The organism is Pararhizobium sp. DWP3-4 (assembly GCF_049898205.1).
Classification (GTDB): domain Bacteria; phylum Pseudomonadota; class Alphaproteobacteria; order Rhizobiales; family Rhizobiaceae; genus Pararhizobium.
The window spans coordinates 88,067-114,884 of the sequence record NZ_JAFCXF010000012.1 but is presented as its reverse complement, the minus strand read 5'-3'; the positions used below and the strand labels follow the sequence as shown (position 1 = coordinate 114,884).

General features: G+C 56.5%; 17 protein-coding genes and 5 pseudogenes. 12 read left to right on the top strand and 10 right to left on the bottom strand.

Annotated features, from left to right (window positions below; all coding sequences use genetic code 11):
• The first annotated feature begins 93 nt into the window (after positions 1-93).
• From ACP7E6_RS24835 to ACP7E6_RS24820, 4 genes are all read left to right on the top strand, one after another.
• On the top strand, positions 94-1,224 hold the full coding sequence (locus ACP7E6_RS24835; RefSeq protein WP_426232360.1) for a patatin-like phospholipase family protein: 1,131 nt from the start codon (positions 94-96) through the stop codon (positions 1,222-1,224).
• 536 nt (positions 1,225-1,760) lie between these two features.
• Entirely contained in the window at positions 1,761-2,000 is a 240-nt protein-coding gene (locus ACP7E6_RS24830; protein ID WP_426232359.1) for a hypothetical protein, read from the top strand.
• Between the two features lie 126 nt (positions 2,001-2,126).
• A complete protein-coding gene (locus ACP7E6_RS24825) occupies positions 2,127-3,437 on the top strand; it encodes a hypothetical protein (protein ID WP_426232358.1) in 1,311 nt (436 codons plus the stop codon).
• Positions 3,438-3,463: 26 nt separating this feature from the next.
• Positions 3,464-5,494, top strand: coding sequence for a hypothetical protein (locus ACP7E6_RS24820; protein WP_426232357.1), 2,031 nt, complete (start codon positions 3,464-3,466; stop codon positions 5,492-5,494).
• A gap of 744 nt (positions 5,495-6,238) precedes the next feature.
• Here ACP7E6_RS24820 and ACP7E6_RS24815 read toward each other — a convergent pair.
• The 3 genes and pseudogenes from ACP7E6_RS24815 to ACP7E6_RS24805 form a co-directional block, all read right to left on the bottom strand.
• Positions 6,239-6,850 carry a hypothetical protein gene (locus ACP7E6_RS24815; protein WP_426232356.1) on the bottom strand — a complete coding sequence of 204 codons (612 nt, stop codon included), beginning with the start codon at positions 6,848-6,850 and terminating at the stop codon, positions 6,239-6,241.
• Between the two features lie 174 nt (positions 6,851-7,024).
• Positions 7,025-7,255 carry a hypothetical protein gene (locus tag ACP7E6_RS24810; protein WP_426232355.1) on the bottom strand — a complete coding sequence of 77 codons (231 nt, stop codon included), beginning with the start codon at positions 7,253-7,255 and terminating at the stop codon, positions 7,025-7,027.
• Between the two features lie 358 nt (positions 7,256-7,613).
• Positions 7,614-7,883: pseudogene (locus ACP7E6_RS24805) on the bottom strand (ABC transporter substrate-binding protein); the annotation flags it as partial.
• A gap of 714 nt (positions 7,884-8,597) precedes the next feature.
• Between ACP7E6_RS24805 and ACP7E6_RS24800 the strand changes: the two are divergent.
• The 5 genes from ACP7E6_RS24800 (at position 8,598) to ACP7E6_RS24780 (ending at position 16,691) form a co-directional block, all read left to right on the top strand.
• On the top strand, positions 8,598-11,591 hold the full coding sequence (locus ACP7E6_RS24800; RefSeq protein ID WP_426232354.1) for a hypothetical protein: 2,994 nt from the start codon (positions 8,598-8,600) through the stop codon (positions 11,589-11,591).
• An 89-nt stretch (positions 11,592-11,680) separates the two neighbouring features.
• On the top strand, positions 11,681-13,474 hold the full coding sequence (locus tag ACP7E6_RS24795; protein ID WP_426232353.1) for a hypothetical protein: 1,794 nt from the start codon (positions 11,681-11,683) through the stop codon (positions 13,472-13,474).
• Positions 13,475-13,494: 20 nt separating this feature from the next.
• Positions 13,495-14,469 carry an AAA family ATPase gene (locus ACP7E6_RS24790; RefSeq protein ID WP_426232352.1) on the top strand — a complete coding sequence of 325 codons (975 nt, stop codon included), beginning with the start codon at positions 13,495-13,497 and terminating at the stop codon, positions 14,467-14,469.
• Positions 14,462-15,568, top strand: a complete 1,107-nt coding sequence (locus ACP7E6_RS24785) for a hypothetical protein (RefSeq protein WP_426232351.1) — start codon at positions 14,462-14,464, stop codon at positions 15,566-15,568. Before ACP7E6_RS24790 ends, ACP7E6_RS24785 begins: the two co-directional genes overlap by 8 nt.
• A gap of 1 nt (position 15,569) precedes the next feature.
• The gene (locus ACP7E6_RS24780; RefSeq protein ID WP_426232350.1) at positions 15,570-16,691 is read left to right on the top strand and encodes an MBL fold metallo-hydrolase; all 1,122 of its coding nucleotides are present in this window, start codon (positions 15,570-15,572) and stop codon (positions 16,689-16,691) included.
• A 236-nt stretch (positions 16,692-16,927) separates the two neighbouring features.
• Here the strand turns inward: ACP7E6_RS24780 and ACP7E6_RS24775 are convergent.
• Positions 16,928-17,089 (bottom strand): annotated as a pseudogene (locus ACP7E6_RS24775) (hypothetical protein); the annotation flags it as partial.
• A 128-nt stretch (positions 17,090-17,217) separates the two neighbouring features.
• Between ACP7E6_RS24775 and ACP7E6_RS24770 the strand changes: the two are divergent.
• Entirely contained in the window at positions 17,218-17,388 is a 171-nt protein-coding gene (locus ACP7E6_RS24770) for a hypothetical protein (RefSeq protein ID WP_426232349.1), read from the top strand.
• A gap of 352 nt (positions 17,389-17,740) precedes the next feature.
• Here ACP7E6_RS24770 and ACP7E6_RS24765 read toward each other — a convergent pair whose 3' ends face one another.
• Positions 17,741-18,085: a hypothetical protein gene (locus ACP7E6_RS24765; RefSeq protein WP_426232348.1), complete on the bottom strand. Its 345-nt coding sequence runs from the start codon at positions 18,083-18,085 to the stop codon at positions 17,741-17,743.
• A 117-nt stretch (positions 18,086-18,202) separates the two neighbouring features.
• Positions 18,203-18,598 (bottom strand): hypothetical protein, encoded by a 396-nt coding sequence (locus ACP7E6_RS24760; protein WP_426232347.1) that lies wholly within the window; start codon positions 18,596-18,598, stop codon positions 18,203-18,205.
• Between the two features lie 656 nt (positions 18,599-19,254).
• Here ACP7E6_RS24760 and ACP7E6_RS24755 point away from each other — a divergent pair.
• Complete coding sequence (locus ACP7E6_RS24755; RefSeq protein WP_426232346.1) at positions 19,255-19,977, top strand: hypothetical protein; 723 nt, start codon at positions 19,255-19,257, stop codon at positions 19,975-19,977.
• A 253-nt stretch (positions 19,978-20,230) separates the two neighbouring features.
• Here the strand turns inward: ACP7E6_RS24755 and ACP7E6_RS24750 are convergent, their stop codons facing one another.
• The 3 genes and pseudogenes from ACP7E6_RS24750 to ACP7E6_RS24740 all read right to left on the bottom strand — a co-directional run.
• On the bottom strand, positions 20,231-20,626 hold the full coding sequence (locus tag ACP7E6_RS24750; protein ID WP_426232345.1) for a hypothetical protein: 396 nt from the start codon (positions 20,624-20,626) through the stop codon (positions 20,231-20,233).
• A 113-nt stretch (positions 20,627-20,739) separates the two neighbouring features.
• Positions 20,740-20,868: pseudogene (locus tag ACP7E6_RS24745) on the bottom strand (IS3 family transposase); the annotation flags it as partial.
• A gap of 29 nt (positions 20,869-20,897) precedes the next feature.
• Positions 20,898-21,089 (bottom strand): annotated as a pseudogene (locus ACP7E6_RS24740) (transposase domain-containing protein); the annotation flags it as partial.
• Positions 21,090-21,205: 116 nt separating this feature from the next.
• On the opposite strand from ACP7E6_RS24740, the gene ACP7E6_RS24735 reads away from it, so the two are divergent.
• The gene (locus ACP7E6_RS24735; RefSeq protein WP_426232344.1) at positions 21,206-25,243 is read left to right on the top strand and encodes a hypothetical protein; all 4,038 of its coding nucleotides are present in this window, start codon (positions 21,206-21,208) and stop codon (positions 25,241-25,243) included.
• Positions 25,244-25,538: 295 nt separating this feature from the next.
• Here ACP7E6_RS24735 and ACP7E6_RS24730 read toward each other — a convergent pair.
• Positions 25,539-26,620 (bottom strand): annotated as a pseudogene (locus tag ACP7E6_RS24730) (RHE_PE00001 family protein).
• Positions 26,621-26,818 lie beyond the last annotated feature (198 nt).

Here is a 26,818-nt window from a genome sequence, read left to right as displayed (position 1 = left end):
ACGAAGATGGTGGAGAGTTGTTGCTCGCAGACTAGGACAGCTTCCGATGATGGCTGGAAGGCGCTCGCTGCGGCCTTCAGGGAGGGCGATGGCATGGCCGATTCCACTTTTTCGCTAAATGATCCAGTGTTGACGACGGGCACGCCAGTTGATGGTGTCGGCCTGTGCTTGTCGGGCGGCGGCTATCGAGCGATGCTATTCCATGTCGGAGCGCTTTGGCGGTTGATGGACTCAGGCAAGCTATTTGAACTCACACGAGTTTCGAGTGTGTCAGGCGGCTCGATCACAGCTGCTGCGCTTGCGCTCGCTTGGACAGGGTTGGAGCCCGGCGGCATATCGGCGTTTAAGCGCGACTTTGTCGAGCCGGTAAGAGCGTTGGCGAGGGTGACGATCGACGAGCGATCGGTAATCGGAGGACTGCTGCTGCCCGGCAGCATCGGCCACTACGTTGCGGAATCCTATTCCAAACATTTGTTTGGCGAGAAGACCTTGCAGGACCTACCCGATACCCCACGATTCATAATCAACGCCACCAACCTAGAGACGGGATCACTCTTCCGCTTTTCGCGCGCAGAAATTCGTGACTGGCGGGTTGGACGCATTGCTGCGCCGACGCTGCGGATCGCCGATGCGGTAGCCGCCTCCTCAGCCTTTCCGCCTGTGCTGTCGCCGTTCGTTCTGGATGTCGATCCGACTGATTTCGATCCGCCTGCACCCGGCGAAATCACCGACGATTCATTTCGCAGCGAGATCAGCCTTTCAGATGGCGGAGTGTACGACAATCTGGGCCTTCAACAGATATGGGGCCGCTGCAAGACGGTTCTCGTGTCCGACGGCGGCGGTCACATCGCAGATGACTCTTCGCCGCCGGGCGATTGGGCGCGCCAATCGCTGCGTGTCCTAGAGGTGGTTGATCAACAGGTCCGCAACCTGCGCATGATCCAGGTGGTCGGCTCGCTCTTGCGCCAGGAGCGGCACGGCGCTTTCTGGAGCGCACGAACGAATATAGCAGACTACGGCTTGGCCGATGCTCTGCCTTGTCCACAAGCAAAGACTGCGTTGATCGCCGCCATTCCGACGCGACTGCGGCGGATGGACAACGTCCAGCAGGAGCGTCTTATCAACTGGGGCTACGCCGTCGCCGATGCAGGCATACGGCGCTATTGGCCAACCGGCATAGACGCGCCCTCGGGCTTTCCATATCCCGCGATGGGGATCGGCTGATTGGCAAGCACATCGTCCTACGGGAAAGGCCTGATACATGACTGAACCCGCATTAATCTTGCTAGACCCCGCGGACCGCGCTGGCACCCACGTGCGCTGATCGGGATCGGTAAATATCCTTCGCTGGAGGATGCAAATTCGTAGCGGCTGAAAATGAGGAAGACGCTTTGGGCATGGACCAACTCGGGGCGCCTGCCGTATCGATGCGGCGACTTGCCGAATGGTTTCTCGACACGTTTGATAACCCTAATTGACAGCTCGCTAGCTGTAGAGCCTCGCCCTGCTGCTGTCCGAGAAGAAGCCCAGTCGGAACATGCACAACCCTGTCCGGTGGCGGGGTTATGCCGAGCGGCACGATCGAAGAGGTGCAACAGCTGCGCGTCTTGGGTAGAGCGCGCGTTGGGTCCTGGGGTCGGCCTATGGATGTGACGAGAATCTGGCTTTCGACGAGCCCTGTCGCGAGGCGTGTTTGCGCATGACGTGTCAACGGTGCGGTTTTGCGCAATTCCAATTCAGTCAGCGCAATCGGAAAGCCCATGCGCAGAGTTTTTCAACAGCATGGGCCACAAGGAGACATCGCCAAAGTGGGGGCGTTGTTCTCGAACAACGTCGTCACGAAAATCGACGCCTTTGCCGAAGCATCCTCCGTCTCCGCTCCGCAGCCCCAACACAATAGCATTCTCATCGTAAGTATCGATCGGTGGCGGCGCCTTGCGTTCACCGTCGCCACGATCCTCTTTGGCGACTTAATTGCAGCGCTGATTTTGCATTTTTAATACAGAAGGCGCCCCGAAGATCGAAACGCGTTTACACCGTCGGTCCCATGCAACGTTTGTTTATAGTTGTGGATGCAGAGCGCCGCCCGATTGCGTTCGCGCGGGGCCGGGTCTCATGCTGACTATATGGTTGATTCGGTGATTCGCCTGTATTTCAAAAAGATGCCCTCGCGACTGCTACAGGCGCGTGTGGCGATCCGCGGCATTTTTCTGCCACTACTGGCGGTGACCGCGGCGGCGCTTGCGGGATGCCAGGCCGGCGAACAGAACTATCTCACCAACGGCATCGGATCGGAGCTGACAGGACCAAGCCTGGTTCGGACGGAATCGCTGCAGAACCAGTATTTCGGCTATCTCTGCCGGCAGGCGACCAGCCAGAGCTACGCGCCGAACGCGAGCTGCCAAGTCGACAGCTGGAATCTGATTGTCCAGCAGGGCATGAACGACGTTGACCGGCGCTGCGACGCCTATCTGCAATGGCTCGACAATCGCAAGCGATCCAAGGGGCCGTGGATCAGCCAAATTGGCGATACCGCAGCGGCGACCTCCGCGGTGCTTGGGCAAGTCGATGCGGGAACGAAGGCGATCACTATCGTCGGCCAAGCCTTCCAGCTCCTGACCAAAAGCGTGGAGAACTACCACAGTCGGCTACTGCTCGAGATTGAATCCTCGACCATCAATTCGATCGTGCTAAGGGGCCGTTACGACTTCCGCAGCTACATTCAAAAGCAGCGAATCCAATTCGCTAACAAGCCGGACGCCGAGCATGCACTCAGGTCCTACACGCGGCTTTGCCTGCCTTTCGCGATCGAGGCGAAGGTCAACGACTTTTCCACCATGGGCGCACAGGGCGAGTTGCCACGAGCGGGTGGCTCATTCGGTGATCTGCCGGTAGTGGGGACGATCACGTCCAACACGACAGTGTTCAATCCTGATCGAGGTCAAGGAACGGGGAATCCGACGACCTTGAATAAGATCGCTGTAGCGATCCAGAAGGCGCTTTGCGTGCCAGCCGACGGCAATACCGGGCCTCGCACCATTGAGGGGATCCGTGCCTACCAGTATACGCAAAGGCAGGCCGAGACCGGCGAATTGTCGCCGAATGTCCAGAACGCAATCATAAGCACCTTTGGTGCGGGTCAGCCGAAACCGTTCGCAGAGTGCGATCCGCAATTTTCCAACTTCCTGGAGCGGAACAGCTTCAAGAACGATCCTACAAATGCCGCGGCGCTGGCGCAATTGCGCGACGACCTGAATACGCTGGCCAAGAAACATGGCGCAACCATCGAGATTTCGGACGCCGACACGTTGACAACGCTTCGCCCGAAGATCGCGGTGATCAAGCAAAGGATCGGAGGGGACGTATTCCAGTCGGGCGCCAAGGCGTTCCTGAACACGCAGTTCACGCCCGATCTTGAACGGATGCTAATGAATTAACCGAACGGCTGCGTCCGGCGGAAGCGGTGGAGGATACGATCATGTTCCACAGACTAACAAAGGCGCAGTTCCCATTCGAGGGGGAACCGCCGGCGCTCGCCAAGGTGCCGCCGCGCATTCCCGTGGGCAGCATCGTGGAAGACGACCCGGTCGGGGAAGTCCGCGAAACGCTCAGTGCGGACGGCACCTTGCGACGGGTCAAATTCCGGATGGTGAGCGACCTCCGGCGCTGCTGGTTGCCGGTGGAGTTTATCGAGGCGGCCGAGGCGCCCGAACGACCGCCGATCATCCCTTGGGCATTCCTGACTACCTGTGTGCAGGCGGAAGAGTGGCTTAACGCGCTGCCGGATACGGGCGCGAACTATGTCAACTCCGATTACCTGATCGCGCTAGCGCTCTATGAATCCGGCCTCGCCAACGTCGGCAACATCACCTCAGGCACAGATGCGGTCGGCCCTTTCCAGATCACGTCGGCGCGCTGGAGCCAATATCTCAACAAGGCGAACGATCCCGAGATCACCGCCGATGACCGCGACAACGTATCGGACCAGATCCGTGGCGCCGCTTTCCTGACGCGGGAGGATACGCGCACGATCAGCGAGGCGGTTACCGCACATGACCAGGGCGTCGGTACCAATGCGGAGCCGGAAAAGACTGGTCCTTACATCCCCACCTATTCCGACGTGTTCATTGCCGCCGTCGTCACACCACGCGCCGCGATCGAACTGCGCAAACTGCAGATCGCCGGCAAGGTGGATACCCGCATCGACGAGATCGTCAAGAACCTCGACGATATTCGCGAGGCGGAGATGGAGCGTATATTTCGCCACAATCACCATGTCTTCAAGGTCGACAAGGCTGAAGCGGAGGCCAGGGGCGTCGCCGCCGGGCCACGCACGGTAGCTGACTTGTACGCCGTGGTGAGCGCCAAGCTCGACCATCTGTTCGCCGACGCTTTCAAATTGATGCGGGACTACGTCCCCGAACTCCTGCCGATCACCGCCGGCAATGCTCCATGGCTCGATATCGCCCTGCGCGAACAGGTCGACCCCTGGCGGAACGGCATCATGAAAGAGAGCAGTCCGGCCGGCACCAACAGGGTGCTTAAATATTTCGGTGCGACCAATCTTTCAACGACCACGGTGCTCGCCTGGTGCGGCGCTTTTGCAGCCTTCTGCATGAAAGAGGTCGGCGGACAAGTCGCTCATAAGATCGTTCACGATCCCGCTTGGGCTGCCAATTGGAAGACATGGGGCAATCTGGCTGTTCCCCTCGGAAGCGACGAAATTCCCATCGGCGCGGTCGTCGTCATGTCACCGCCGCCCGACGGGTCGCGCTCCGGCCACGTCAGCTTCTATTCGCCAAAGCAGAGCGGCGTCGAGGGCAAGATTACGCTGCTTGGCGGAAACCAGGGTAACTCGGTGAAGGATTTGGATTTTGCCCGCTCGGAAGTCGCGGCAATCAGGTGGTTAGGCCCGCCGCTCGGCAGCGACGCGGATGTTCCGGGTTCAGATGTGGTCCCAACCGGCGAGGGCATCGCCTGGGGGCGCTATGTCGACAAGAAGTTCGGCCATGACGAGTTCAAGAAAAAGGTAATCGACATCTGCAAACGGATGGAAAGCGACCCAAGCCACCTTATGGCGGCGATGTCGTTCGAGACGGCACGCAGCTTCTCCGCGAAACAGAAGAATCTAGCCGGCGGCTCAGCGACGGGGCTCATCCAGTTCACTCCGATCGCCGCGGCCGATCTCGGCACTACGGTCGCCGAACTCGCGACCATGACCGAACTGCGCCAACTCGATTTTGTCGAAGAATACATGAGGCGATGGGCCAAGGGCCGGCCCTTCAAGAAATTGTCGGACGTCTACATGGCAATCCTGGCGCCGGCCTTCTTTGGCAAGCCCGACGGCACCGCGATCTACGAACATCCGAGCAAAAACTACAAGGCCAATGCCGGCCTCGACGCCAACAAGGACGGCAGGATCACTGTTGGCGAGGCGACCTCGAAAGTGCTGGTTCACCTCCATGAGGGGTTCAGGCCAGAGAACCGGGGCTAGGCGTCGGCGCCGACTCCACTTCACCGGCATTCAGACGTTTCGGGCCGGAAGCCCCTTCTCACTGCCGTTGCGTTAAGATGCCGCGCATTTGAGTCGCGATGTTCCGCGCGACGAAATCGCCAAGATTACACATCTCTGAACCGCAACGGGTTTGCCGAAGCCGTTTGGTTTAAATCATGCAGGCGTGGCGCTCTTCGTCCAGCACGGACAAATACCACTCTACAGCTTTCGGCTGATGGGTACGTTGCCGATGGGCTCCAGAAGCCGTCGATGGCTGAACCCCTCGACCCATTCCAGACCGAGCCGCTGGATGGCCTCGGCCTTGTGCAGTATAGAATAGATAAAGTAGTCAACATAGAAATGAGACACCAGGATATTATTTGTGACTGCGTTTGCAAGCGAACACATTTGCACAATACCCGGACGCAAAAGGCAAATAATGAAGTTTCCGGACCGTATGTGGTGCCGCTACCTCGCGCTCCTGAGATATGGACCTGATGAGGAGGACGTTTACGGCTTAGTTTAACCCCACGCAGATACAGGCGGCGTAACGTATGAATTGCCAAGTGGACATTACTTACGACCAAGTAGCCCGCCCAACGCGATCGGCTCTGGATTCTATGCCAATCAGATGGCGGCGGCTATTTAAGCGATTGCTGCGATTGAGGTATTCGAACATCTGCCGACCCGATGCGGCCATCGCCGCCCAACCGGAAAGGGCCTTGCCTATGGCACCGTCCGCCTTCAATGTTGGGTAAGGACGGTATATTCGTTGGTGTTGTAAGTCGGGGGGCAGTTGGTCGTCACGGTAGCTGTCCGTAGTCCGTCATTAGCTTCCGCAGTTAACATGCAGCCGAGCCACTGAACATTGACGTAAACATTTCGGTTCGCAAGTTGCCAAGTTTGCGATTTGCTATCTGGTGGCCCTATCACGGCGATGACTCCGTCCTTCTTGATGCTTTCCAGCCTCAGCGTATATGCGCCAAAAAACGCAACGCTCTCTTGCGGCGAAAGGGTGAAGGTCGTGACGACCGGCTGCATGGATCTAAGGGCTTTCCCGGCCTCGCTCAGTTTTGCCTGAAGGTCCTGCTTTTCAGCTGCGTGCGATCTTGCTTCTCGCTGACTAGCAGCCAGTCTCCCGTTTAAGTCGGCGATCGTTTGCTCGTGAGCCTTTGCCAAATCGGCCAACGTGGCTGAATTAGACACGTAAGCAGTACCCAAAAGGGGTATCGCTGCTGCTGTAATAACGGCGAATGCAGTAAGTGAGTGAAGCGTGAAAGGGTGAGAATAAAATGATATCCACCAGGGCTCGTTCAGGATTGCAAACGTATGTTCGTCTCTGTCGTCTTTATCCATCAACAATATCTCCCCTGGCCGATGAGACATATTGAAAATGTAAGTTGAATTGGTGCGGTCTTCAAGAGGCGGTAATCAACGGATGCCACGGGTTACTTTTTTCTTAAAAATTGGAGCGGATTACTCCGATGCAATCTTGCCTCACGGCGATAACCTCAAACGGTCTTACCTCGTTCAAGGTTCTCCCAAAACTTCTCTATATGCGACTTTTTCGCGCTCCGACCGACTGAGTATCGTCATCTTCTTGCTGACGAACACTGGCGAGCCTGGTGGAAACTCGCGCCAATATTGCTCCGCATAATCCGAAGCGTCTTCATTGTCCACGTTGTCGATCACGTTGGACACTTCCGTCGCCACAAGGCTCCAGATGGCTGGCGCAATCTGCTTTTCCGGATCGTCGCGCATGCCTTGATCAAAGGGGGGGGTACAGGCCCGCCCGCAATGGCCGCCGCACGATCCTTCCGGAATATCAAACAGCCTCAGATCTGCAGGTACACTCCCTGCGATCAATAGCCCGACGGAGGAAAGCGTTCGCATATCGTCGAGTGTTCGCAACAGAGCAAGGGCATGGTTCGCTCCAAGCCGCCACCCAGCGAGATTTAGGAACTTACCCCGGAGGAAGGTACGCGGTAGCGGATTTGCAGCCTCACCGAGTGCGATCCTGACCTCAGCATCTATCCCACCCGCCTTCTCTCTGCCAGCGGGGCGGCACTCTCGTCGAGCGGCATCCCGACGATCCAGGCGCCTTCCGTCGTCACGCCGCATTCTTACAGCCCTGAAGCGCCTGCGAGGCGGTCATGACGACAACGTCGAATCCGGGTTGGCCCTTAGTCGCCTTGATTTTCGCATAGTCCTGAGACGCCGATCCGACGGCGTCGTAGACGACATCGATACCCGTCTTCTCCTCAAACGGTTTGATAATCCTCTCTTCGATGATCGCCTCGTAAGGCCCACCATAGCTGTTGACGACGAGGGCTTCGGCACAAGCTGACCCCTGCGTACCGACACAGGCGAGTGTCAGATATAGAGGCAAGTATCGCGTTACGTTCACGGCATAGTCTCCCAGTTTGATTGTTCCCGGGAGAATGGTGACTGCTGGCGAGAGGCGGGTCTAATACCAATCGCTGATCATTCATGTCCGCAGAATAAGAAATCCGAAGTTCGAGGGTACCTCGCTGTCGGTTTTTCGACCGGCTTTTAGGGGTGTAGGCTCGGCGTCAGTACCACGACAAAGAGAAGATATCGAACCCTACCGCTCGGACGACGCGATCCAGCAAATTGCTGATAACCGCTCTGTCCACATTTGCATTGACTGCAGGGAACTTGCGTCACGTTCGCGGATGGCCGTAACCGACGTCGATTCCAAGCGATGCGTATACAGTATCCGTGCTCCATCGGTATCATGTTGTCTCGAACCCATTCATCGGATGTATCGATGCAATGCGCAGCTAACGCGACTGTCTAAGTAAAAATACGTATCTGCAGTAGAAAATATTTGGCGACAATATACAAATCGCCGTGCTATGCTTTGATCCATTGGGAAAGAGAGAATAGTCGCTGAGGGGATCATGAGCGGCATTCAAAAATTTTCGAGCACTGGGTGTGATTACCTGCGTGGGCGAACCGTTTTAGCGTGCGACACAGCTTATCAGCGCGGTGCCGCATGAGGACATCGGTTGCTCAAAGCCTCGTTCAAGCACTAATGTGGCGTCTCCGCGAGACACGCATTCGCGTGGGCATCGCAGAGATGGAACAGGCTGTTGTGCTTCTCCACTTGCAAGAGGAATGGACGCGGCCGGACCTTGAGCATCTCCTCCTTCCGATCTTTGCCAAGCGTCACGAGCACCGTAGGACAGTTCTGAGGCTCATCGACGAATTACTAACGCAGCCGACGAAATCTCAAGGTCCGCCCCCGCCTTTTCCTAGAGAGGACGACACCCCCGGGCCTAGGGAGCCAATCCGGCGAGTCAGTACCTTTACGCTGTACCGCCTTTGGCTCGCCGAAAAATTCAACCGCCTGCTGTCGACCAACTGGCTGCCAACCGCAGTTTGGGTGCTCGCCGCCATCCTCTTTCTTTCAGCTTTCGCCGTTTTGTTACCCGGCCTGTTTCGTCTACTGATCGATCGGACGGCGCTGATCGTGAGCGCGGTCGGCGGCGCGCTTACCGATCCGCTCGGTAGTGACCTGCTGACAAGCGGAGATGACTGGGAAGGGTTGCAGATTGCGGTTCTTGTACGACATGCGACTGTGTCCGCGCTCGTTGCCACCGGCGTTGTCGTGGCATTGCTCGGCTTTCGATTGAAGCGCGACATAATTCGCATCAGCGACGAAAAGAATAAAACTGACACTAAATACCCGGAGATTGGAGACGGATCAGTCTTCAGGACCGGCTCGCTTGGGGGACGACCTCGGCCATTCCTGGATCAAGCGCTCGCCTCTGAAATCATTGAATTGATAACATATCGTCCGACCGCCGACTTTCGCTCGGATCTAGACCTTTGGGCTACCGTCGATCGACGAGTCCGCGGTGATATGGACAGCCTCGTCTTCGAACGCCGAAAAGAGCTTCCGACCATCGTAATCTTGGTCGATGTCATGGCGAGTGGGCGCCATTGGAATACCCTTGCTTCGGAGTTCCAGACCGCCCTGGAAAAACGCGGCCTTCTCGTCGAAGCCTTTCCATACTCTGGTGGTTTCACACAGCAGACATGGTCCCCACAAAGTCCCGGAGAGACGATTGAGAGGGCAGTTGACAGTGTCGCCGAGCGAAATGGTTGGATGCTCACCACCCTATTCGGCGATTTAAAGCGAATTTCCGAACGCGACCTTTCGATGCTTGCCGCGCTGCGGGAGCAGGGTCCGGTTCTGGGATTTGATTACGTTGATCCACGGCTCTGGGACAATCGCCACTTTCGGTTCGAAAGTCTCGGTATGGGTCCTCACCCTGCGACGGGCCACGCGCTCCGGCAGGCTCTGGCGGTTGCCTTTGCACCGGATAGGGGGGCCATACGAGCCGTCACATCTTCGCAGCGGTTCGAGGCTGTCTTCCATCATTTGACGGAGCCGCACGCCCAGTGGGCGAGCGCATGCGCCACGATTGAACCCATGTCCTTTGCCTTGGCCGAAAGGCTCCGGAACGCACATCCCGCGCTAGTGGAACCAACCGAGGCGCTCGCCTATTCACTCCTCACCGGTCTCCCGGAGAGCTGGATGGGAAAAGAAGGATTACAGTTTTCACCGAATATGCGACGCCAGTTGCTTTCCCGCTCTGCGAAAATACCGCGCGAACAGCAGGATGCATTTCTTGAGATCTTGGACGATGCTTTTGGACAGGAGCCGGCGGCGTTCACTGCCGGTGAGCTTTGGCGGTTCGCGCGCGCGCAGGCAGAGCTCTTTTCCCCGCGACAGGACCGCGCGATGCAGGATCTGGCCGATATAAAAAAATCAGGAATTATCCATTCCTCCGTATTTGATGATTTTATCAACCGATTGCGTCTTCCCGGCGACAATCTCGAGCAAGGGACCATCCAGCTTCCCCAGCCTTCGCGGAACGTCAAACGTCTCTCGCTGTCCCGGGACATTGGCCAAAAACTATCGGCCGCCGACCCTGTTTTTGCCGTCTGGTCTTTAGGGCTTTCAGAAGTTCGCGTCAGGATCGGCTCCGGTGCTGATCCGCTCGCCGGCTTCTTCCGTGAGGGGCGCCATTTCTTCGTGGTCGATGAATCGGCGCCGGAGGTTTTCAGCAAGATCGATGCCGTGCGGGGAACGCGCGAAGCGATTGAGCAGAACAGTCCCATTCCTTCCGGTTCCTTCAGTAAATTTTACCCATTTCTAAATAGAAATGGTGGTGTCTTGACGTCCCAAACGGGTGAATTGTACGCTCTGCTGGACCGACAGAATGGTGAAACGGGGCCGCATCGCTTAACACTAAGCCGCATCGACGTCGATGCTGATCTGGGCGCCCACCCGCTCGTCGCGATCAGCCCCGCCAGTGACCTAATCGCCTGTGCTAAGTTGCGGTCGAACGAAGTAACAATCGTTTCGGGATCAGCGGGCATGAGACCAGAACGGAAAACAATACCTGGCAATATATCAGCGATAGCTTTTTCCCAAGCTGAGACGCTGCTCTGTGGCGACGATTTTGGAAACGTCTTTGAATTGCCGGTGACAGAGGAAGCCGTGGCGAAATCTTCCACCAGACAGCGCGAGGGCATGCAGCCGATTACACGATGCGATGCGGAGATCACCGCGCTGACAGATTTCATGTCCGAAAATGCAGGCTCCCGCATAGTCGTCGCTACGCTCGCAAACGGTGTTGCCATTCTTGCCGACGAACAGAACCGGCAGAAATCGTTCGTTGCCCCCGCTTGGCGAGCAAAGCAACTAACGATTTTTCCTGATCGGAGAGCGGCCTTAATGGAAAATCGACCGACGGGTGTCTCGATGGCACTTATTGGGGAGAGCGGCGAATTTGACATTCTCGGGTTGAGCGATGGGCAAGCCTCTGAGTTGGATTTTGGAGGTGCCGCTATCCTTGACAGGAGCATCGATCCCAACCGTGATGGCCTTGCTGTTCTAGCGATCAGTCCAGAGCGAAGGCGTGTCATCGTGCGTAGCGGCTTTTACCTGGAAGTCCGACCGCTGACCTATGATCTGCCTGAACCCGGTGAGATTGCATCAGACCACACTCCTTCGACTTTGCAGCCTTTCGACGAACGCCCGGCCACGGTTAGCGCGTGATGCGAACCGAGATAAAACTGAGAAAGAATGAGGGGATCATCGAGGTTTGTTTCGACGGAACATGGCGGGCCACAAGCTTGTCCCGGAACATGAAATTCGACAACCGTTCGATCCCCGATGTCAAGGCGCTCCTCGATAGCTACCTCGACGACCAGTTCTTGGACTTTAATACCTGGGACCTGCGCATCGAGGAGCAGCGCAAGATTGGAAAAGCCCTCAGGCATAGTCTTTTTGGCGATGCGAGGGTGCCCATCGAGTCCCACCTGCATATCGTTCCTGTCCTGCATCCGAATGACCCAAGCGGAAACGAGGACCTCCTAGATATTACTTGTCGAGTGCCGTGGTCAATGTTGACGGGCCGAAACGACGCCAATTTCCTGGCGCTAAACTTTGCAATGCCCGTGGCAATCACATTCGATGCCGCTCCTGTTCTCGGTGCCCGTCCAGAATCGTACGATATTCGTCAGCCCGCCGCACCGCGGCTATTGCTCGTTATGCCGGAGGTCATTCAGGCCGGTGCCGCCCAGGACACCGGGGCGAAGGCCCATAAAGAGGCACTCTTGAATCTCTTGCTGCCATATTACGAAGGATTGAACGCCAAACATAACATTGAATGCGTTCGAACTGTTGAAGAATATCAGAACGTATTTACCCGCACGCTCTTTTACCCCGAGATCATATATTTCTATGGGCATGGAAGGTCATTGGGAAGGGGCGCTATTTTCGAATTCGAGAAAGCAGGGCGGCAAGGTGTATCGGAATGGATACAGGTCGATCAGATTCACAACGAAATTAAGAAGGTCGAATTCGCCCACCGTCCACCGCTGGTCTTCTTCAATGCCTGCCAGGGTGCCGCCGCAAGCCAAGAAAGCGCTCTCAGGACTTTTGCGAAATCGTCTTCATGCGTGATCGCTATGCGTACGGTTGTGCGTATGGACGCGAGTCGCACGCTGGCTGAAAACGTGCTAAAGTCGGTCATCATCGACGGTTTTTCTCCGCCCATCGCGGTTCGGGAAGTCCTGCGCAACATGCCGTCGACCTGGATGGGGAGCGGTCATTGGGCTTCGATCGCGGTTGCGGCCCAGTTCACAAATTGGACGTCGCTTGGCACAGTACGGCCGGTAGCGGAAGCCAACGATGCTGTTGGCGATTTTCCAAGCCGGGTGGATCGCAGCGAACCGCTGGCAAAGATCGAAACCATATTGCAAGAAAATTTGAACCGCGAGCCAGCTGAAAAAGATCCCTCCGTATTTTTGTGGTCAGGAGCTCCCGATGAAATGCCAGTCCAGTTTGGACAAAGAACCCGCGATGTTATCGTGGAGCGCTTTCCCAGCCACCGGCCTCTCTTTTTCGACGTGACCCTACAGCAAAATGCCAGCCCGGCAAACGAAAGGGATCTGAGGAACCAGTTCTGCGTTGCCATTGTTAAGGCTTTGGCCAACGACCTCGACATTGATATGGCAAATCCGGGGACTGTCCAGTCAGTCATTATGAACATCTCGCCGGGACGCAAAGGCATTTTGGCACTATCGCACGGGCCACTATCGGCCGCTCACGCCGGACTGGTTGAAGCCTACGTCAGGCTCTGGCGCGATATCTGCGGAGGGCTGGCTACCAAAGAAGCCGGTCCTAGGATTGCTCTCGCATTTGGGTTCGAGGCGGACGCAACGGAGCCGCTCGCCCTGTCGAACGGCAACGATACAATTCGTCTCGGCTCGGTTTCGCCAGCGGAAATCAAGACGCATCTCTCGCGTTACCGAAGCTACTACTATTTGTCCGAAAGCGACCTGGATGCAAAGACCGAACACCTCTCCAACAAAACCTCGGGTGTGTTCCTGAAGCTTGTTGGCGAACTGATGCAATTGGCAAATTTGAAGACCTAGAGCATACGATGGAGGTCGCGATGAAAGAATTCAGTCTGATAAGTCGCTTAGGGGCCAAGAGCGAGATCTTGGAGGAACGGCAGCGACGCGTGACGCAGTTTTTTGAGAGACATGCGGAGCGCGCAACAAGTTACGTCGCATCGTTGGAATTACGCGCAGCAGTCGATGTAGCCCTTAGCCTCGGCCGCCCGCTCTTGTTAACCGGCGAGCCAGGTTCAGGAAAGACGCTTGCAGCCTACTGGTTGAAGCTCCAACTCGATCTGCCTGACAGCCACTTCCTGGAGTATCAAGTCCGCTCGGACTCCCGCGCTCGCGATGTCTGCTACAATTTCGACGCCGTCTCGTGGTTTCGGGAGAGTCAGATTTCTAAAACCGCGGTGGACAAGTGGAAACACATAGAGCCCCGAGCATTGGGGACTGCCTTCGGTTGGCCGGGAGAGAGCGATGGATCCAAGCCCTACATCGTCCTCATTGACGAAATTGACAAGGCTCCCCGAGACTTCCCGAACGACTTGCTTCGCGAACTCGATCAGATGCAATTTAAGATCGAAGAAACCAATACAGAAATCGGTCCGCCAGCGCTCCGACCTATAATCGTCATCACCTCGAATTCCGAAAGACGTCTGCCGGATCCTTTTCTTCGCCGGTGCGTTACGCATCACATTGAGATTACGCCGCAAACTGTGCTCGAAATCCTCCAGGCTCGCTTCAAGGCCTACCGTGGTAGCAAGGCAGCGCCACGCGACGATGATGATCTGGTAAGAGCGGGCGCCGAATTCTGGACGAGCCTGTTTGAACTCGAAGGCCGATTTACACGCAAACCGACTATCGCCGAGTTCTGGCAGTGGCTAATTCTTGCCAGCGAGTATCCTGAAAGAGACTCAGTAAATCTTGTGTCCATCTTAAAACAAAAGCGCGGAGCCGAGATCGAAAAGCTTCCAAGGATCAAGTCCCTTTTTCTGCCGTCTGATCTGAAGGTCTTATCAAATGCATGACGTCTTCCGGCAGTTTCTGGACGTCCTGACCCCGGCACTCGACCATCTCGGGCGGCAGAAATGGCTTTATGTCTTCGCCGCTTTCATCTGGGCGTTCGTTTGGTACGCAATGATGAACCTTCTGAAGTATTACGAAGGAAGTTATTCACCCTTTCCACAGGATATCATGCCGCTTATCGCGGGGCTGCCAATCATTATCGTCGGCTGGCGAGCGGTCGCCCTTGCTGGCAAGCTCGGGCATGCTGTCGGTGATTTCGACGACGGCGCGGCATTCGTCTTCCCTCCAGGCAAAGTTGGTGCATTCGGGGCATTTCTTGCTGACTTCAGAACCTCAATCAGATGGTGGTCGCGCGTCTTCTCGGCTGCGATCGTCGTTGTTTCCCTCGCCGGCGTCCTATCGCTGACGTCATTTTCGGATGGTGACGTGGTCGACCGCCTCCTTGGTCTTCTCCTCCTCATTGGCGTTCCTCTAATTGCCCTGCCAATCGGAAACCTGCTCGGCCAGTTGATGGGGTTCGGGCAGTTCACCCGCATCATGGACCGCCACGAGATTAAGCTTGCGGGCCTATCGACGCCTCAGGCACGTAACGCGTTGCGCGTGTTGGAGGGCGTGCGTATTTTCGCCGTGCTGGCGCCGCTTGTCATGTGCTACTGGTTCGCGGGCTGGTGGATGGCATGGGACTTGGATTACGATACTAGCTATCTATATTGGCGCCCCCAGTTTGTCGTTCTCTGGATCGTGTCGATCTTGCTTTACATCTTCGTCGGTCTGCTTCCCGCGCGCAACTTTCGTAAGCGTATAGCCGAGCTCTCAGGTGGAACCGACGGTAAAACTGCGCGGGATGAGCAAATCAAGCTAGCCGAGGCCGATCTTGATCATTGGCAGCAGCCGTCAGCTGAGCGCTCACGGCATCAAAGGCAACGCATTGACGAACTTAAGCTTTTCATTTCAAATCTGAAGGATCAGCGGATCGAAAGCCGGTTCCTGGATATGCGACTGCTCCTCGCTCTGCTTGCAGCCAACCTCCTGATCCTCGTCCTACCTCTGGCTGTCGCTCAGTTTTCCATCCCGGCTAGATCCACTTTTCAGGCGAACTAATATGTCCGACAATGTCGTCATTGCCATGTTGCCCGCCCAGGACGGAGACTGCCTATTCGTCGAAGCTTGCGGTTTCCGCATGGTCATTGATGGCGGGAGGGCGGAGACAGGAACTAACACACTGCCTGCTTTTCTCAGCTCTCTACCGGAGCGAGAAGGAAAGCCAATCATCGATTTGATGGTCCTAACACATATCGATGCGGATCATGTGGCCGGTCTGCTGACCTTCCTTGCTAATACTGGAAAGACCAGCATAGGGGAAGTCTGGTTCAATGGTTTGGATCACCATAAAAAAGCAGCCGGCATCTGCGTGAGAAAACGAAACGCTAGCAATGAGACTGCGGCTTTCCTCGGGACGGCTGAGACCCTCAGCGTTCGTCAGGCGCTCAATTTTGATGAGTGTATCACCGATTTGAGGATTCCATGGAACATAAAAATGGCTGGCGAAACGATTATGGTACAACGCGAGGGCGCTTTGCCGCGCTTCAATCTCGCCGACGGCCTTAACCTTCTATTGCTCGGACCAACTCAATGGAAAGTTGAAGACTTCTATCCCCAATGGCTCGAGCACGTTAAAGGTCTCGATAGCGAACCGACGCTCGCCCACAAACCGAGAATTACACCTTCACTAGCCAATATGCAGGAACTTGCCACGCAAGATGAAGCTCCCGACCGAACCAAGCCAAACGGAGCAAGCATCGCCTTCGTCCTGGAGATTGGCGCTAAGCGCATCCTTTTCTCAGCCGATGCCCATCCCGACGATATCGCACATGGCCTCGAACGAGAATATGGAGCCGGCCGGATTTGGTTCGAAGCGATCAAGGTCGCCCATCATGGAAGCGCGCGCAACAACACGTCATCTCTGATTGAGAAGCTACAATCTTCATGTTGGCTGATCTCAACAAACGGCTCGAAGCATGCGCATCCTGACCCGCAGGCGATTGCCCGAATCGTCCTTGCTCCTGAAGAAGGCAAGGAATTAGTGTTCAACTACCGTTCGACTATCAATGGCCACTGGGATGCCGAAGACCTGAAACGCTCCTTTAAATATAGTACGTTTTATGGCGATGGAAAATCACCGGTTATCGTCACGTTGTTTGAGGACGGATTCAGCGTCGCATAATATGGGCTAGATCTTGAAAGCGCTTGCTGGACAAGTTCCCCGACCAAGCGGAGTTCATCCACACGGTCGGCAAGGAAGCCGGCGACTCTCGCATCCGGGCCGGTGCCCACTTGGCAAGACGGTCGCCGGGGAATTAATCGAGCGAGCAAAGCGGAAGGGCCGCCAGCGGAGGACCGCTGGCGCGTTCTCCTGAAATGTTGCAATCCTAGGCGAGGGTTCTCGGTGGAACGTTCCGTTCACTCAGCAGCCGACTTGCGAAGCAGCGACGTTTCTCGAACGATACGGACGCGGCGCGTCACGTGGCCATTGCATTCCCAGTATGTGTGCTTCTTGGCGATCAGGGGATCGTCCATTGCCGGTTGGATTTGTCCCGCGGTACTGATCGCGCGCGAGGTCATGGATGAGCTTCGTGGATTGGTCAAAATCTCGGACGCGTCCACGGCTCTTTCGAGGCATATGCGGCCAAGCACGTCATTGGCGATGATGACGGCAATCCTCGCTACTATGTCGCGGTGGAGGCAGCGTGATGGACGCCAAAAAACTCGACCCAGACCAAATGAAGGAATTCCGTGCATCATCGCGGATTACCACCGGCACGGTGGGAGACGTAAGCGAAGTCCGGTTCGGAATTCTCTCCGATGAAAAGCCATATGCGCTTGTGGTCATGAAGGGCGGGAACGGAGTCCTGCTTTCTTAGGACTCCCCGGACACCAGTCTCGGTCCGCCCGCCGCTTAAATCGGCGGGCGTAGGATCTTATCGAGGGTCAGACCACAATCCGCTGATCGTGGTGAAGCATTCCTTCTGCCAGTCTTCGATGTTACCCGGAAGGTCTAGTTGGTTGAGGTCACCCCCAGACTAAGGCGTTAGCGTGCTACCTGTGACAGCGGCTATAAATGCCTCATCTGGATTCGAGTATGCGCCAAGGTTTTCTTGATTGACGAGGATCTTGTAGCCAGTCCCTTCAGGGAACAGACACACGGGTCCAGCCGTAGACAGGAAGGTGTAGTAGTAAACAGTTTTGTCCATTTTTAATCCTTATGAGTATAATTTAGATGCAGCCGTTTCGCTGTTGAATGTTGTAGGTCTCCCGATCGATGTAGTCGTTCCAATACTGCAACCAGTCGGCTCTTGATGCAGAGACAGTCTCAGGATCGTTTTTCGCGACGTCACGCCTGTAGTTGAAGTAAATATTTATCGGTCCCGCGCATGCCTTATCCCAGACTTCCTTGCGAATAATCCATGTCGAGTAGCACTTCGGATCCTCGGCTCTAAGGTTGAACTGAGTAGAGAGGCAATTGCGAGCATTGTCGTGGAGTCGGCGCATCTTGTCATCGTCAGCTTGAGCAAGCGTCGGAACGGCGATCAGCAACAGTGTAAGGGGCAGTAGGCGCATGTCCGTCTCCCAGTGACTGAGCGATCCGGCAGTCGTAAAGTTAGCGGTATCGCCGCCCTTCGTTATCACATCAATCTGACCATGAGGCCCGCCGGTGAAGATCGGCGGGCCTTCTTTTTAAGCATTGCGTAGGGCTTCCAACTCAGGGAATGCCTGCCATTTCATGGTGGGCAGATTGCAAGCGGGGCTATTTGGCAAGTTGCCAGCGAGTTGACCGTTGCGAACCCAAACCTCGACTGCCTGTCTTCCGGAATAGCCGCCCATGCGGTTCTTGGCATTTGCCTTTACGCACACCCAGTGCAGCCCACTGTGTTTGTTGAACTGCATGTATGATATTTCCGCATCTCTAACCGAATAAGGATCGACAAGGTAATCGCGGGCGTCCTTTACAATTGCGGCTTTGACCGACGATGGGACGGGTGTTGCTTGCTCCACGGCTGTTTGAAGTTCAGTGGATGACTGGCAGCCGGAGATAGCCAGGCCGACGACGGCAATAAGCATTTTCTTGATCATGGGATTCTTCATGTGGCGGGTTACTAATCCGCAAACCGTAGTTGTATGCACTTGAACATGCAAGCGCCCCCACCTCGGCAATCACCGCAGCCGATGAAGATCAGCGGTTCAATCCTAGATCAGATCTTCAAACTCTCTCGCACTCGCCTTTGCTGCCCTTTTCGAGACCATCAATCGGCAGGCAATTTCCTTGTCATTCCATCGCGTGGCAAACGTGTCCGATACTTCGAACCAACTCCCGTTCACGCCTGCACCATGATTCCTCCCCATGCATGAGCAATTGCAATCAGGGCCGGTCGCTTCCATGCACATACGGGCGCACTTCTCTTGCTCGCGGTAAGGCTGGATTACATAGAGCTTGCCGAACCGCTGAAGTGACTTCTCGACAAGGCCGTTGAACCAGCTTTTAGGAATAACCCAACAATTGCCGGCAGCAGGTTGTCACTGGATAGCATCTGGCAAAAGCAGGGCCTGTCAACGCAGCTTTCCGGTTACATCGGCAAGCTGGCCGTGCGCGTAAATGATATCCTCAGGGACGATGCGGGTGCCCGGCAGGTATCGGAATGGGCCAAAAAGGAGAAATGCTGGGACAGCCTGAAAGCTTCGTCGTTGCCGCCCCTTCCGGCAGATGCACCTGAAATTTCGCGTAGTTACGCATGAAGGGCGGGGTGCTCACACCGTCGTTCAGTGGTGCTGTGTTCAAGCGATTGAGCGCAGTCGAGACGGATATCACCCGCTCCAACCAGCACGCGTTCAATGGATCGAAGCCCCTGATCGGCCTGTTCGGGAAGGAACACCCGCAAAAGATTCCGACAGACTTCATCAGGATGTCCGACGATGGCGGTGTCCGGGCTGAAACGGGGATGCTCACGTGGTACGACGCCCGCGCCCGGCATCCTACGCGATCCGAGTACAGGCTGTACTACTATGACAATGCAGTGACCGCGACGGCACGCGAAGGCGGCTTTCTGCTTATCGGCAAGAGGCACGACGGTTCGACGCTCGTTTTGATGGCACCCGGCTCCGGCCTGGCCGCAGCCAGAATTGCATGGTTGTTCGGGATCGAAGTTGAGCCGGGTGCCGCGTTCGCCGCTCTGGACCTCAACGAAGATGAGCGCTCGACGCTTGGGCAAGGGTTCGGCATTTCGCTGGATATAGGTTCATCGTGGGAAAGCGAGTTCGATCCGGTCCTGGCGGATGATAGGAAAGGCGGATTGCAGTCTGTCCGGGCGGTACAGCAGCTTGCTGGCCAGGAGAAAGACTGGAGGACCGGCGTTGACTGGCTGCCCGCATCCGGTGAAGAGGATGGTACGTCATCATCACTGGGTGATATTGCCCGTCTGCTTGCTGGTACCAGCTTGGCAAAGTCGCCGGATTAGTGGAGATCAAGCCGAGGTCATCGCCACTTGCGATATACCGCCTTGAAGGAAATGAATCCGCGGCGGGGTTGGTCAGATAGCTTATGTGTCTAAACACGTGCCGATTGCGGCGCTTGCAGTGTCGAAAAATGAGCATCAAAATTGCAAGATGACGCCACCGATCCTGGCTCGTGGCCTTTTCTGACTCGGCGTTTTCTTTGAATGTGTCACTTTCATCCTGTTCTTCTTTCGGGAAACCTACATGGCGTTTCGCTCAGGTGTATTGGCGTAGCGCATAAATTCCCACATTAATCAGCATCAGCGCTGCCACCACCAAGTCCAATAAGTCCATCAGGAGGTCACCAGCGACCTTCTTGGCGCCATGCTGAACGTCTCGGGGGTCTATCGTGTGTTCGCTGTCCATGAACGCGATATGGATCTTTTTCAACTCATTTCGCCCATCGTCATCAAGCGAGATTCGCCGCGCGATGAATTTAGTCAACGTTGCTACTTCAAAGGCTTCGGTGTCGGCGGCGCTCTTTTTCCTTAACATGAAAAGACAGAGCGCCAGGGAATTGAAAGGTTGCGGCACGATCAAGAAAGCCAACACAAATGGAAGCGACGCCAGCAGCCGCACTATAACCTGCCTTAAAATCAACCACAGTCCCATGATATCCCCCAAATTCGGCTAAGCATGCACGATGGCAGCGCTTTTACGAGATAAATTCCCCCGATACCACTTGAACCAATTCGCGCCGGTCCCGTGTGTGTTCCGGCTTCCGCTTTCACCTTAGACGCGTAAGGTTTACCGTGGTTGAACGCAAAAAATCGCTGATCTGATTCAGGGACACCTCCCTCCGCCTGGCGAAGGATTGCAAGGATTTGTGGTTCGCTAAATCTGCTCGTCTTCATCAAAAATCTCCTCGATCATTAGTAAGCGGTTAGCCGACCACGCTCGACTGGAAGTTCCACGGCATCAGAGCGTCGATATCCTGCGCGGGCCAACCGTTGGCCATGCGAACTAAGGTCTGTGTCAGCCAGGCGAGCGGATCGACGTTGTTCATTTTAGCTGCCTGCAAAAGCGTGGCGATCGTGGCCCATGTGTTGCCACCGCCTTCGCTTCCGGCAAATAGACAGACCTCGGAAGAGTTTCACTCGAGTGGCTATTCGCACTACCCGCAGGCAAAACAAATGTTGAGGGTAATGCGCTCGTCTTGCGCGAACGGAACACTCTGCCCTAGATAAAGTCATGGAAAACGACTTTCGTCTCAACCCCTTGGCAAACGATCCGGGCCGCGAAGCGGTGGCCCCCATGCGCGGCTACTCCTACCAGATCCTTCGCAGTATTGAGACTTGGCTCGACCTAGCCGACGGCGAGGAACTTTACCTCGAAGGCGCCGAAGATCTCGACCGCGCCCGCCATTCAGAAGTGACCACTGAACAGGTGAAGGATACCAAAGGGTCTGGCACTCTCACACTCCGAAACGGCAACGCGATAGCAGCCATCAGCAATTTCTGGCAGCACTGCAAACGTAATCCCGGGTCAACCATCAAGTTCCGGTATCTCACGACCTCGGAAGTTGGGATGGAACGAGGAACTGACCTGTCATTGTCGCGCCCGGGCGTAGAAGCATGGGAACAGATCCGACGGGCGCCGAATGCAGAAAGCTCCCTAGCCGACGCCGAGATCATCAAGAATTTCCTTGTGTCTCACGACGGAACAACTGAATCGCTCAAGGATTTCCTGACGAGCGCGACGACCGAACAGTTTGTCGATCGTGTCATCTTGCCGTTCGAGTGGGTGACCGGGCAACCGAATGCGGATGCGCTTCAGCAGCGTATCGAAAACAAGCTCATTGAACTTGGAGAGCCTCGGAAGATAAGCGCTACTTCATCTTCAGGCGCCTTGGCGGATTTGCACCTCCACGCCTGGAACAACGTCATCGATCCAACCCGGGCACCGTTGCGGCGAGGTGATTTCATTCGGATACTGGAAGCAGCGGGATCAACTACGATACCAACGAGCCAGTTGCTTGATTTGATGATGCAGCTGACGGGAGGTAGCGCACCGGCGAACGAAATCGCGCCGCTTCTTCAGGCGATAGCAAAACCTCCACTTGCAATTCGCGGGCAGTTTTCCAGACCAGAGCTTGAGGAGAAGATATCCGCCGCCCTTCGCGTTGGGACGGTTTTGATCCACGGCTCCACGGGAATGGGCAAGACGATCCTCGCATCGGCGGCCCTAAAAGGGTTTACAGGCGCCGGCTGGATTGATCTGCGCGATCTCACCGCCGCGTCAATTGTAGCCATACTGGATGCTGCGACCCAGCATATCATACGCCAGCGCTCACCGATGACGATCGTGCTCGACGACCTTGACGCGAACGGAGACACCAGAGCCACCTCCCCGGCACTCGGCCGCCTAATGGCGGCGATCCGGGAGGTCTCCGGCTTCCTTCTGATAACGAGCTCACAGAAACTGCCGCCGCGCCTGGCGACGATGGTCATCCTCGACGAAGATCGCATATTAGCCGCGCCGGCCTTCGATACAGACGAAATCGGCTCCTTTCTTGGTGAACTTGGTTGCCCGGCGGATGACATCGACGTCTGGTCGAAAATTGTTTCAATGTCGACAAGCGGCCATCCACAGCTGGTTAATGCGCGTCTGCAGGCTTTGCAGAGGCAGGACTGGCCGCGACCGTCTATCGCCGAGTGGCTGACGCCCACGTCGGAACTGGTCGATGTTAGAGCCGAGGCCAGGCAGATCGTCTCGGCGCTTCCGCAAGACGAACGCGAGCTTCTCGCAAGGGCAAGCCTCGTTTTGGGGCGCATATCCAGGCGACGTCTGATGGCGGTCGGTGGAATAGCCCCAGCTCTTCCAGAACCGGGGCTCACGATTGATCGTTTGACTGGACCGTGGCTGGAGGTCACCGACACATCGGATCTGCGCGTTTCGCCACTGCTGCGCAACCTCGGGGTAGAGATCAGAGGCGCGGCCTGGAGCAAAGGCATGCACGGTAACATAGCCTGGGCATGGCTTGACAGATCGATGTCACCGGCTGACGTCTCGACAATCCTGATGCACTCGATCCTAAACGGTAGCGCCGGGCCGCTGTTTCACATCCTTCCGAGCTTGCTTGAAGCGCCGCCGGAAGTCTGGAAACAGATTGGCGAGGCGGCCGGCGCGTTCGCTATGATCGGCGTCGAGGATCAGTATGAATCACCGTTCCCGGGTACTTTGGACACCGGTGTGCTCAGATTGCTCCAGCTCCGGATGGCGATGGAGGGAGAGGCCGATCAGCTTCGAGCCGTAGTGGGACGAGCACTGCGCGAGGCCGACAATCGCCGATCCGGCGACCTGGGAACTGTCTTTTTCGACTTCATGTTCGTCTGGCAGCTCCTGGCACGCGACGACTTGGTACAACCCGTGTCCGCGGCCATCGATCTCGGCCTTCGATTCAAAAGGCTTGCGGAAGATGTCCGCCAAGTGCTGACGGGAATGGATGAAGAGGGCCGCAAGGTTGTCGACGTCTGGCCGGATTTCTCCCCGATCGTCTCGTTTTCGCTGATCCGTTCAACCTCGACGATCGAGAAATTCAGCGAGTATCTGGATCTGGTGGATGGACTCGATCCCACGGAGAGACGCTACCTGCTTCCAGGCCGCTTCATGGAATTGGATTCCGCTATCGTCGTCCTCAACCAGATCTGGCTCGACGAAACACAATCGGGTGAACCGGACTGGGCAGGCCTCGCAGAACTTCTCGAGAGGACCCGGAAAATCGCTCTCAGGGAGCAAATTCTTCCTCTGGCGTCGGCGGCCGCTGCCCTTCTGGTGCGCGTCATCGATGAGGATCTGCGCGATAGCACAAGCGCGATCGCGACCGCAGATCGTACGCTGGCTGGGCTTGGCGATCATGGCACGCGTCTGTTGGCCGCAAAGGCGAAAGTTCTGTGGCGATCGGGGGCGCTGCCCGAAGCATTGGCTGTTTATGATCAGATTATTCCCGATCTTGACGTCCTTCCGCCCTTTCGTGCTGACATCTTCCGCGAAGGAGCCTTGACAGCAGCCCGAGCGAAACTTTGGCAACTCGCCGCTCAGCGTTTCGGCGATGCGGTGGCAGACCTTGGTGAGGACGATCAGATAGAACGTCATGTCGGCTTTCGGTTCGACTATGGGCTTGCTCTCTATCTCGCCGGGCAGACGAACGAGGCGCTGACGGCGTTCGGCGAAGCCGTCCAGCGTCTGCTGGACGACGGACGACCGTCACCACCAGAACCGTTGCTCTCGGTTCGGCAACTCGGCTCGCACGCACTGAAGATCGTACTCGCCGACCTGAAGGGCGAGCCAAGAGGCGGCCTGAACGACCCAGAAGCGTTCTTGGGAAATGCCAGTGCGATCGATACGTTGAAGTGGGGAGACCAACGACCTGCCAGCACCGCTCTCGTCGCCAGCCAGTTACTGGAGGTGTTGCTTTTCGTGCCGGGCGATCTCTCAGCTGCGATGAACATCGCAGAATGGCTGCGAGGGTCGAAGGATGGGCTGGTCCTCGCGACGGGCTTCGAGAATTTTTCCCGTCTCGCGGTCTTAACCGGTGTTGTAAGCCCGTTGATCGCCGACACGGTTAGGCAAATGACCTATCTGGCGCACCTGTCCGCCCAGCATGCCGCTGGGCACGGTTTTCACTTAAGTGCCGCAGACAATCCGCCAACCCCGCCATTATCGAACGAGACGGAGGTGTTCTATACCTTCACTATCTTCCTTGCGATTATCGTGCTGATGGCGAACGGAAAAGTCTCGGATCTGCCGTTTGGCAGCTGGAAAGCGGATCTGCCCCCCGACCCGACTTACAATAGACTCTGTGACTTCCTCACCGATGCGGAAAAAATCATGTTGGGGCAGGATGACCCCTGGGCCAAAATCACTGGGGAAAATTCGTCATGGCCGACGCATGCACTGATCGCACTTGGTGCCATCGCGCGTAAGCGGACACCTGGCGAGCTGCTTACAGCACAGTCTTTGGCGGCGCACTACATGAACCAGCCCATGTTAAAAGACCTGACCGGCGCCCCGCTATCAGAACTCATTGCTGCAACATGGCTGGCACTTTGCGCGGTACCAGCTCTTCTTGCAACCCCGAGGATTTCCGTTCCAGCTATTCAATCTGCGGCGTCGAGCAAGGCGGGTTGGCCGAAAATCAAGGCTATCCTGGAGGCTGCGTTACTGGCGGTTCCTTCAGAAGTTGCCCGTAACGTCAGGCCCCATATCGCCAAGCTGTCGGCAACCTGACAATGGAGGTTCAAGACCGCCCCAGATATCGGATGCAATGTATAGCGCAGGCGTTCACCGCAAGGAACGGGCATAATAAGACAGCAAGCGCTGTGGAGGTGGATGCCAAGAAGACGCTATGCCGTCCTGAAAATAGGTAGAGTACCAAGCGTTACATGTCGTGCGCGGAATATAAAGAACCTGCGTCGCGCTCTAAAACTTCATCAAACACTTGGCCTGAATCGCAACCGTTTGCTGCTCGCAGAGCGGTGGGTCAGCTGGCGTTCACATTATCGCACGGCCGTTTGTAAGCTGATCACATAACACCCCACGCCCGAAACCTCCCCTCCCCGTCATCTCGCGCAGGCCGAGCTCCAAAACAATCCGCCGCGCCGCCTGCGGCGTCACCTCGAGCGCCTTCGCCACCAAGACGTCCTCTCTCCTCCAGCTTCCGCTGGAACAGGGTGCGGGCCAGCACCAACCGGTCATGCTCTTTCATGCCAAGCTCGGCGGCCGCGATCAGACCGTGGGCGATGGCGAGCAGCCGCGTCTCCCGGTCGCGATGCCGGCGCCGATCGACGGGGGATGGTTTTGAGGCCGAGATTGATCGCGGCAAGATGCGCACCGGAGGTGAGCCCGGCCTGGCGCAAGATCGCGGCAGCCAGGAGGCGGCCGAGCCAGGGCGCGTACTGAAGGACGGAAAGCTGGTTCCAGGCATCGAGGGCAACCACCGCCTGCAGCACCGCCGGCAAGTTTTCGGCCTGTCGCAACACAGCGCGCCATTCGTCGAGCCGCGCATCCTCGTCCCAGTCAAGATCGTAGATCATCGGATCTTTCTCTTGGTCGCCACTCCGGCCGGGCCGTGTTGCGTTCTCAATTGCTGCCTCCGATCGGGCTAGAACCGCATCGATGGCGGCATAGTCGATGCCGGGCAGATGTTTGATGTCGTCGGCGTCTTCCCCCCTGGCCTTCCGGATCGATCGGGACTACGCCCCAGGCGGCGGCTGTCGTCTCACGCTCGTTAGCTTCGGCAGAGGTGATCTCCGAGGTTTTCCGCAGCGCCCGGATACCGTCGGCCGACAACGCCCAGCCCGGAAATTGGGCGGCGATCCGCCGACGCGTGCGCAACACGTCGCGGGCGATGGTGAGTTCGTGGGTCGGTGTGCGGATATCGCGGGTGGCGTCGTGGAGAACCAGGTCTTCGAGATGCACAAGCTCTCCGTCGATCCACAGCGAAGCGCAGGCGTCGACGAATTGGGATCGTTCGAGGAAGCCCGGGCCGACCGGCGAACGGGCAATCCGCTCGTCCAAACGCGCAAGCGCCATGCCTGCGTCGAAAGCCGGTCGGATCAGGGCTGTCATGCTGATTTTCGCGAGATCATAAGTCATTGAAATCATGGTAAATGATTTCCTGTAGGAACTCTATATGAATATTACAGTTCCTCACATGGCATGATTGCCAGTTGGTTTCTTAACCATCGATAATTATAGGTTATCGAAGTTTAGACAGCCTATTTTCGATGTAACAATAGCTGCCCGTGCGCAGACATACATAACTCTTCCGTCTCCTATGTCGGAAAGAACACTGTTGAATCA